Consider the following 8,197-nt stretch of genomic DNA (forward strand, 5'->3'; position numbering starts at 1 on the left):
GGAGAACCTCGCCGACCTCCCCGAAGAACTCGCCCTGCCCTTCGACCGCCCCCGCCCCAAGATCGCCACCCACCGCGGCGGCACCGTCCCCTTCCACATCCACCCCGACACCCACGACCGACTCGCCCACCTCGCCCGCGACAACGGCGCCTCCCTCTTCATGGTCCTCCAGGCCGCCCTCGCCGCCCTCCTCACCCGCCTCGGCGCCGGCCACGACATCCCCATCGGCTCCCCCATCGCCGGACGCACCGACGACGCCACCGAAGACCTCGTCGGCTGCTTCATGAACACCCTCGTCCTGCGCACCGACACCACCGGAAACCCCGCCTTCACCCAACTCCTCGACCGCGCCCGGGAAACCGCCCTCAAGGCCTACGAACACCAGGACATCCCCTTCGAACGACTCGTCGAAGTCCTCGACCCCGCACGCTCCATGGGCCGCAACCCGCTCTTCCAGGTCATGCTGGTGCTCCAGAACAACACCCAACCGTCCCTGGACCTCCCGGGGTTGACCGCGACGGAGCAGCCGGTCGGGGCGGACGGCGCCAAGTTCGACCTGTCCCTGGCCGTCACCGAGCGCCGCCGCCGGAACGACTCCGCGAGCGGCTCCGCGGACGGCTCCCCGGACGGCTCCGCGAGCGACTCCGCAGCCGACTCCGCGGCCGGTCTCGTCGGCACCCTGGAGTACAACGCCGACGTGTTCGAGCCGGCCACCGCCGAGGCCCTGGCCGCCCGCCTGGTCCGACTGCTCGACCAGGTCGCCCGCGCCCCGCGGACACCGCTGTCCCGACTGGACGTCCTCACACCGGAGGAGCACCGGCAGGTCCTCACCGAGTGGAACGACACCGCCGACACCGCCGACAACGACCCCGCCACCACCGTCGTCGCCCTCTTCGAGGCCCAGGCCGCCCGCACCCCCGAGGCCGTCGCCGTCCTCACCGACACCACCGCCCTCACCTACGCCGAACTCGACGCCCGGGCCAACCGGCTCGCCCGCCACCTGGTCGACCGCGGGGTCGTCCCGGACCGGCCGGTGGCCCTGTCGCTGCCCCGGACGGCGGAGATGGTGGTGGCGCAGCTGGCCGTCCTGAAGAGCGGCGCCGCCTACCTGCCGGTCGACCCGGCGCTCCCGGCCGACCGCGTCCGGCTGATGCTCGACGACGCCGCGCCCGTCCTCCTGCTGACCGAACTCGCCATCGCCGCACGGCTTCCGCGCACCGGCGTGCCCACGGTCGTGCTGGACGACCCCGAGGTCGACGCCGCGCTGGCCGCCCTCGACGGCCGGCCACTGACCGACCCCGAGCGGGCCGCCCCGCTGCACGGCTCCCGGCTCGCCTACCTGCTCTTCACCTCCGGCTCCACCGGGCGGCCCAAGGGCGTCATGGTCGAGCACCGGTCGCTGCTGAACCTGCTGGTGTCCACCCGGGAGCGCTTCCCGCTGGAGGCCCACGACCGGCTGCTGGCCGTCACCACCTGGTCCTTCGACATCTCCGGTCTGGAGGTCTACCTGCCGCTGCTGTCCGGCGCCGGGCTGGTCGTCGGTGCGGAGGGCGTCGCCCTGGACCCGGCCGCGCTGGCCGCCTCCCTCGAACGCGACGGCATCACGATCATGCAGGCGACCCCGGCGCTCTGGCAGGAACTCGTGCTCCACCGCCCCGAGTCGGTGCGCGGCCTGCGCGTCCTGATCGGCGGCGAGGCGGTCCCGCCCGCCCTGGCCGACGCCCTGGCCGCCCGGGCCGACACCGTCACCAACCTGTACGGGCCGACCGAGACCACCATCTGGTCCACGGCGGCCGGGCTGGCGGGCGACGGGGTCGTGACGCTGGGCCGCCCGATCCGCAACACCCGGGCGTACGTGCTGGACGACGGGCTGCGGCCGGTGCCCCCGGGCGTGGCCGGCGAGCTGTACCTGGCCGGCCACGGCCTCGCCCGCGGCTACACCGGACGACCCGGCCTGACCGCCACCCGCTTCCTCGCCTGCCCGTTCGCACCCGGCGAGCGGATGTACCGCACCGGCGACCTCGTCCGCTGGACCCCCGACGGCCGGCTCGTCTACCTCGGCCGCGCCGACACCCAGATCAAGATCCGCGGCTTCCGCGTCGAACCCGGCGAGATCGAAGCCGTCCTCGCCACCCACCCCACCGTCCGCACCGCCGTCGCCGTCGCCCGCACCGACGGCCCGGGCGGCGACACCGGCGCCACCCTCGTCGCCTACGTCACCCCCACCCCCGGCACCACCCCCGACCCCGCCACCCTGCGCGACCACACCGCCGACCACCTGCCCGGGTACATGGTCCCCGGCGCGGTCGTGGTGCTCGACGAACTCCCGCTGAACCCCAACGGCAAGATCGACCGCAACCGCCTCCCCGCCCCCGACTTCACCCCCGCCGCCGCGCGCCGCCCCCGCAACCCCGTCGAGGAGACCCTCGGCGCGCTCTTCGCCGAGGTCCTCGGCCTGACCGAGGTCGGCATCGACGACAGCTTCTTCGACCTCGGCGGCCACTCCCTGCTGGCCGTCCGACTGGTCGGCCGGGCCCAGTCGGCCGGCCTCCGGCTGGCGGTGGCGGACGTCGTCCTGCACCGCACCGTCGCGGAACTGGCCAAGCGGGCCCGCCCGACCGCCACCGCCGAACAGTCCGCGGACGCCTTCGCGCCCGTCCTGCCGATCCGGCCGGACGGCGACGCGCCCCCGCTGTTCCTGGTGCACAGCGGACTCGGCTTCAGCCTGCCGTACCTGGGCCTGGCCCGGTACCTCGATCCGCGCTACCCGCTGTACGGCCTCCAGTCGCCCGCGCTGGACGCCGCCGCCCCGCTGCCCGAGTCGATCCGGGCCGTGGCCGCGGACTACGTACGGACCATCCGGCGGCTGCGGCCGCACGGCCCGTACCGGCTGCTCGGCTGGTCCTACGGCGGCGTGCTCGCCCACGAGATCGCCGTCCGGCTCCAGGAGGCGGGCGAACAGGTCGACTTCCTGGCCGACCTGGACGGCTACCCCGGCCGCACCGGCCGCGACGAGAGCGGCCAGGACGACCGCGAACTCCTGCTCCGCGCCCTGGAGGCGCTCGGCCACCGGCGCGACGAGCTGGCCGGCCCCGGCCGCACCCGCGCCGCCCTGCTCGACCTGCTGCGGCGCGAGGCCGGCCCGCTGGCCGACCTCGACGAGGAGTCGCTGCTGCGACTGCTGCGGCTGTCGCGCCACCACGGCGCGCTGATGGAGCGCTTCACCCCCGGCCGGTTCACCGGGGACCTCCACCTGTTCGCGGCCGCCGAGGAGTGGACCGCGGACCAACTCGCCGACCAGACCGGCCGATGGGAGCCGCACGTGAACGGACGGGTGGTCGTCCACCGGATCGCCGCCGGCCACGAGTACCTGATGCACGCCGGGCCGCAGGCCGTCATCGGACGGCTGGTCGACGCCGAGCTGCGCCGCCTGGACGGGAGCCCGGAATGCTGACCGCCGTCACCCCCCGCCCCCGCTCGGCGCCGCTCGCCCTGCTCCTCGAATCCGTCACCGTCGCCGGACGGCGCCTGCGGCGGCTGCGCCGGGCACCCGGCCGGCTGATCGGCATCGTGATGAACCCGCTCATCTCGATGATCGTGCTCGGCTACCTGTTCCAGGGCTCGCTGTCCTTCTCCGGCCGCGGCAGCTACCAGGAGTACATCTTCGCGGGCGCGGCGGCCCAGGTCGGGCTGGCCGGGATCGGCCCGACCGCGGTCGCCGTCGCGGCGGACCTGCGCGGCGGCCTGGTCGACCGGTTCCGCAGCATGCCGATCTCCAGACCCGCCGTCCTGGTCGGCCACACCCTCGGCGACCTGGTCGTCGGGCTGATCGGCCTGGCCGTCGTCACGGCGGCCGGCCTGGCGTTCGGCTGGCGCCCGCACTCCGGCGTGCTGCCGTTCCTCGCCGGGCTCGCCCTGCTCGCCGCCTTCATGTACGCGATGCTCTGGGTCGGCCTGATGCTCGGGATGTTCTCCCGCGCCATGGAGACCATCAACGTCGTCGCCGGGCTGGTCACCGTCCTGCTGACCTTCCTCTCCAACGCCTTCCAGTCCGTCGACCGGCTGCCCGGCTGGCTGCGGCTGGTCGCCGAGTGGAACCCGGTCAGCGCCGTGGTGACGGCCCTGCGGCGGCTGTGGGGCAACCCGGACGCGGCCGGCAGCGCCGCCACCCCGAGCCTCTCGCTCACCATCGCCGCCTCGCTCGGGACCGTCTTCGTCCTCACCGTCCTGCTGAGCCTGCGCCGCTACCGGTCCGCAGTCTCCTGACGCCGTCGTCCTGACGCCGTCGTCCTGGCCCCGCCTCCCGGCGCCGTCCTCCCGACCCGCCCTCGTCACAGAAACGGCCGACCATGCCCCTCCAGCCCCCGACGGTCGACGGAGCCTCCCCGCCCGCCGACCTGGCCACCGTCGACCTCGCCACGATCGACCTCACCGACCCGCACACCTACCTCGACCTCGACGTGCGCGCGATGTGGGCCCGGTTCCGCGCCGAACAGCCCGTCCACCTGCACCCGGCGACCGACCAGGGCCCGCCGTTCTGGGCGGTCTCCCGCCACGCCGACGTGCTCGCCGTCTACCGCGACAACAAGCGGTTCACCTCCGAACGCGGCAACGTGCTCGCCACCCTGCTCCAGGGCGAGGACTCCGCCTCCCGCCGGATGCTCGCCGTCACCGACGGGCCGCGGCACCGGGAGATCCGCAACCTGATGCTCCGGTCCTTCTCGCCCCGGGTGCTGGCCCCGGTGGTGGCCGGCGTGCACGAGCGGACCGCCGCGCTGCTCCAGGAGGGCCTGGCCCGCGGCTCCTTCGACTTCGTCACCGACCTCGCCGACCACATCCCGATCAACACCATCGGCGACCTGATGGGCGTCCCGGTCGAGGACCGCGAACGCCTCGTCCACTGGAACACCCAGACCCTCTCCCGCACCAGCGCCGAGCACACCGCGACCGAGGAGTGGCTGGCCCGCAACGAGATCCTGCTCTACTTCTCCGACCTCGCCGCCAAGCGGCGCAAGCACCCCGGCGACGACGTGATCAGCGCCCTGGCGACCGGCACCGTCGACGGCGAGCCGCTGAGCCAGGAGGAGGTCGTCTTCAACTGCTACAGCCTGATCCTCGGCGGCGACGAGTCAAGCCGGATGTCCTCCATCGGCGCGCTCATCGCCCTCTCCCGGCACCCCGAGCAGTGGCGGGCGCTGAAGGACGGCTCGGTCGGGCTGGAGCCGGCCGTGGAGGAGGTCATGCGCTGGACGACCCCGGCCATGCACTTCGGCCGGCGCGCCCTGACCGACGTCGAGCTCGGCGACCGGACGATCCGGGCCGGCGACGTGGTGACGCTGTGGAACAGCTCGGCCAACTTCGACGAGGAGGTCTTCGACCAGCCGAACCGCTTCGACCTGGCCCGCACCCCGAACAAGCACGTCGCCTTCGGCTACGGCCCACACTTCTGCCTGGGCGCCTTCCTCGGCCGGACCCACGTCGAGGCGATGCTCGCCGCCCTGCGCGGCGCGGTCGGCGGGATCGAGCTGCTCGGCGAACCGGTCCGGCTCTACTCCAACTTCGTCCACGGCTACAGCAGCCTCCCCGTCCGCCTCACCGCCTGACCCTCCGTCCTCCTCCTTTTCCTTCCTTCCCTTCCTCCCTTGCCCCTCTTGCCTTGCCCCTCCTCCTTGCCTTGCCCCTCCTCGCCACCGACCGGGAGCCCCACATGGACATGGCCATCCGCGCCGAGGGCCTGCACAAGCGCCACCGGGACGTCGTGGCGATCGCCGACATCCACCTCGGCGTCCGGACCGGCACCGTCCTCGGCCTGCTCGGACCGAACGGCGCCGGCAAGACGACCACCGTGCAGATCCTCACCACCCTCACCACCCCGGACGGCGGCCACGCCGAGGTGGCCGGCTACGACGTCGTCCGCCAACCGCACGAGGTCCGGCGCCGGATCGGACTGGCCGGCCAGTACACCGCCGTGGACGAGGTCCTGACCGGCCGCGAGAACCTCGTCCTGCTCGGCACCCTGCTCCACCTCGGCCGCCGCGAGGCCCGCCGCCGGGCCGACGAACTCCTGGAGCGCTTCCGCCTGGCGGACGCCGCCCACCGCCCCGCCCGCGCCTACTCCGGCGGCATGCGCCGCCGCCTCGACCTCGCCAGCTGCCTGATCACCGCACCCCCGGTGCTCTTCCTCGACGAACCCACCACCGGCCTCGACCCGGTGAGCCGGATGGAACTCTGGGGCCAGGTCCGCGAACTCGTCGACGGCGGCACCACGGTGCTCCTCACCACCCAGTACCTGGAGGAGGCCGACTACCTGGCCGACCAGATCGTGGTCGTCGACTCCGGCCGCGTCATCGCCGACGGCACCCCCGACGAACTGAAGCGCAAGGTCGGCAGCGAATGGCTGGAGCTGACCGTCGCCTCCCCCGCCGACGTCGCCCCGGCCCTCGCCGCCCTCCGCCCCGCCCTCACCGCCGAACCCACCGTCGACCCCCAGAAGGGCCGGCTCTCCATCCCCCTCGACGACGGCCTCAACGACATCGCCACCGTCGCCGCCGTCCTGCGCCGCGCCGACATCCCCGTCGCCGACTTCACCATGCGCCGCCCCACCCTCGACGACGTCTTCGCCCACCTCACCGGCCACCCCACCCCCTGACCCCCGCCCCGGGCACTACTCCGACTCGGGCACCGCCCGGTGGATCTCGCTGATCACCGCTGCGGCGGGTGTGGTCGGTCCCACCGCCGCATCGGCCCGAACTGTGAGATCTGAGCTGCTGTCAGCTCCCCGCGAGGTCCCACAAGGCGCCACCGGCGCGCCGGGCTGCGGGTTGTCGGGGCTACGGGGCCAGGTCGACGGCCAGGCAGTTGTAGAAGGTCCAGGAGCGCTCGGGGTCGTGGGCGGCGTCGGCCGCGCCGCCCGGGCCGGTCGCCGCCTCCTCGGTCATGTCCTCGAAGCGGATGCGCTCGGGGAGGGCGCCGTAGCGTGCGCGCCGCGTCTCGGCGGCGGGATCGACTGCGGGCTGCTGGGCCATGGGCACTCTCCTCATCGGCGATCGCGGGTGGCGCCTTCGCGGCGCCGGAGACGGCTTTCAGGGTGCATTGTCGTTCCGTCACCTGTCAAGGAGGTGACGGAAGCACGTCCATCCTCCCCCCTGCGCACGGTTGGCCGATTCTGCCCTCGCGGCGCTTCGTCGACGATGCAATGGTCTTCCCCCGAGCCGGAATCGTCCGACGAGCCACCGGCCGGCCCGGCAGTTCCCTCCCATACGAGAAGGCGGATCGCATGTTCACACCCGAGACGAAACTCCGCGGCGCAGCCGTCACCGCCGCCCTGGCCGCGACCCTGGTCGGCTTCGGCGCCGGGACGGCCGGCGCCGCGGGCTGGCCGCCCCTGCAGCCGGGCGCACGCCTCTACTCCGGCACCTACGGGCAGGGGTTCGCCACCACCGTCGACCTCACCGACCTCGGCACCTGCCACACCATGTGGTTCGGCGCCCGCTCGGTGCAGATCGCCAACGGGAGCGCCACGTTGGCGCTGTACGCCGAGGCCGACTGCAACGGCCCCGGCTGGCTCAGCGGCACGCTGGCCCAGGCCAACCTCCCGCAGACCGCCCTGAGCTACCGGGTCCTCCAGGCGTGACACCTCCCGGCGCGGCGCCCTCCCCGTCGGGCGCCGCGCCCACGCATGCCCTCACATCGTCACCCCTTTGACAGGTGACGCAGACGCATGGAAACCTGTCGTCACCGGCTTGAGCAGTCACTTACCGATGAGGACACCCACCATGGCAGTCGTACGCTTCCAACTCGTCTCCACGCTCGGCACGGAGGACGTCCTGGCGGTGCTGACCGACTTCAGCCCCTCCCGTGCCGAGGCCTGGCCGACGATCGACGCCGAACACTTCGAGGTCCACGCGCTCGGCGACACCTGGGCCGAGGTCACCGAGGGAACCGCCGCCGCCTGGGAGCGCGCCCGCTACGAGTGGGAACCGGGCGGCCACACCGTCACCGTCACCACCCTCGACTCCAAGCTCTTCGGCCCGGGCGGCGGTTGGGTCTTCCGGATGACCCCCGAGGGCGACGGCACCCGGGTCGACGTCCAGCTGACGCGACAGCCGACCACCCTCAAGGGCAGGATGCTCGCCGCACTGCTCCCCGTCGCCGCTCCGCCGGCCCTGCGCAAGTCCTTCGCGGGGCCCCTGCGGGT

At 73.6% G+C, this 8,197-nt stretch carries 7 protein-coding genes; 6 read left to right on the plus strand and 1 reads right to left on the minus strand.

Annotated features, from left to right (window positions below):
* From ACFU6K_RS22680 to ACFU6K_RS22695, 4 genes are all read left to right on the plus strand, one after another.
* On the plus strand, positions 1-3,454 hold a 3,454-nt coding region (locus ACFU6K_RS22680; protein WP_380665736.1), incomplete at its 5' end, for an amino acid adenylation domain-containing protein.
* Positions 3,448-4,266 (plus strand): ABC transporter permease, encoded by an 819-nt coding sequence (locus ACFU6K_RS22685; RefSeq protein WP_380665738.1) that lies wholly within the window; start codon positions 3,448-3,450, stop codon positions 4,264-4,266. The genes ACFU6K_RS22680 and ACFU6K_RS22685, both read left to right, overlap by 7 nt.
* An 83-nt stretch (positions 4,267-4,349) precedes the next feature.
* Positions 4,350-5,603, plus strand: coding sequence for a cytochrome P450 (locus tag ACFU6K_RS22690; protein WP_380665740.1), 1,254 nt, complete (start codon positions 4,350-4,352; stop codon positions 5,601-5,603).
* Positions 5,604-5,707: 104 nt separating this feature from the next.
* A complete protein-coding gene (locus ACFU6K_RS22695) occupies positions 5,708-6,649 on the plus strand; it encodes an ATP-binding cassette domain-containing protein (protein WP_380665742.1) in 942 nt (313 codons plus the stop codon).
* 181 nt (positions 6,650-6,830) lie between these two features.
* Here ACFU6K_RS22695 and ACFU6K_RS22700 read toward each other — a convergent pair whose 3' ends face one another.
* Positions 6,831-7,025, minus strand: a complete 195-nt coding sequence (locus ACFU6K_RS22700; RefSeq protein WP_380665744.1) for a hypothetical protein — start codon at positions 7,023-7,025, stop codon at positions 6,831-6,833.
* A 251-nt stretch (positions 7,026-7,276) separates the two neighbouring features.
* Here ACFU6K_RS22700 and ACFU6K_RS22705 point away from each other — a divergent pair, with 251 nt between their 5' ends.
* The gene (locus ACFU6K_RS22705) at positions 7,277-7,633 is read left to right on the plus strand and encodes a hypothetical protein (protein ID WP_380665746.1); all 357 of its coding nucleotides are present in this window, start codon (positions 7,277-7,279) and stop codon (positions 7,631-7,633) included.
* Positions 7,634-7,775: 142 nt separating this feature from the next.
* Positions 7,776-8,197, plus strand: a 422-nt coding sequence (locus tag ACFU6K_RS22710; RefSeq protein ID WP_380665748.1) for a hypothetical protein, incomplete at its 3' end; no start/stop codon positions are given.

Origin of the sequence: Kitasatospora sp. NPDC057512 (assembly GCF_042802135.1) — a bacterium.
Taxonomy (GTDB): domain Bacteria; phylum Actinomycetota; class Actinomycetes; order Streptomycetales; family Streptomycetaceae; genus Kitasatospora.